Origin of the sequence: Caballeronia udeis, assembly GCF_044909315.1 — a bacterium.
Classification (GTDB): Bacteria; Pseudomonadota; Gammaproteobacteria; order Burkholderiales; family Burkholderiaceae; genus Caballeronia; species Caballeronia udeis_A.
In genome coordinates this window covers 1-1103 of sequence record NZ_JBIYEB010000095.1, presented here as the reverse complement: position 1 = coordinate 1103, position 1103 = coordinate 1, and the positions used below count along the sequence as shown (strand labels likewise).

Below are 1103 nucleotides of genomic sequence, written 5' to 3'. Positions count from 1 at the left end.
TTATTGAGACTTCCATAATTTATGACGTCACCAGAGCGTAGCCTGCATCCAGCACGCCGCAATGATCGAGGGCCGTTTTTGAGCGCTCTTGAGTTTGTTGCGTGCGGTGGCGTGCAACTCGCTCAGATCGTTGGGACAGTAGTTGGCCAGTGCGTGTCGCTTGAGCCACGCCCACAGATATTCGACGGGATTGAGGTCGGGGGCATACGGGGGAAGAAAAGCAATCTGAATGTGCCCGTTCAGCCCATCGAGATAGTCGCGCACCAGGCGGCTGCGATGTGCCTTCAAACCATCCCAGATCACCAGCAGAGGTTGCTTGAGATGGGCCTTGAGTGCTTTGAGAAATTCGACGATCTCTTCCTTGCGGATGCTGCCTTCGTGCAGCCTGAACAAACAGTTGGCGTGCGTGAGTCCGGCAATCACCGAGACGTGATTCCAGTTGAAGTGAAACTGGATGACGGGCGTCTGACCCTTGAGCGCCCAGGTGCGCACGCGTGTGGGGCGCTCGCTGATGCCGGACTCGTCTACAAAGACGATCAATCGGCCTTCTCGCCGGGCTTTTTTTTGAGAGCGGGCCAGGCAGTGCGTTTCCAGCTACGCACTGCTTCTTCGTCGCGCTCGATGGCGCGCTTCTCAGGCTTTTGCACGCTAAAGCCCAAGGCGCCCAGGATTCGCCAGATTTGCGTTTGGCCGAACTTGACGTCGTACAGCCGTTCGATAACCATCCCCACGCGCTTGAGCGTCCAAAGCTCTGTGCCAAAGCCGTGCTCGGTAGGTTTTTGCAGAATGGCTCGGCGCAAGCCTTCCAGCTGGGACTCGTCCAGTCTGGCCGGGCGGCCTCTTGATGGCACCGAGCGCAGCGCATCGATTCCGCCTTCATCGAGCAAGGCCTTCCACGTGTACACGGTTTGCCGGGCCACGCCCACTTCGAGTGCGACTTCGGCGGGCTTTTTCCCCCTGAGCAGCAGTCGCCCTGCACGCAATCGCTTCCTTGTCGCCTCGTCCGCTCCTCTCTTGACCATGCCCCATACCTCCAGACAGTTCGTTGAAGATATAACGCGCAGGACTACGATTGGTTGTCATGTTTTACGGAAATATCAATA

General features: G+C 57.6%; 1 protein-coding gene. It reads right to left on the bottom strand.

Going from position 1 to position 1103, the window contains the following annotated elements; all coding sequences use genetic code 11:
* Positions 1–27: 27 nt before the first annotated feature.
* Positions 28–1022, bottom strand: a protein-coding gene (locus tag ABH944_RS44610) for an IS630 family transposase (RefSeq protein ID WP_404615853.1) whose coding sequence is annotated in 2 segments (ribosomal slippage) — positions 28–557 and positions 557–1022 — 996 coding nt in all. Because the reading frame shifts where the segments join, the coding sequence is not laid out codon by codon here.
* Positions 1023–1103 lie beyond the last annotated feature (81 nt).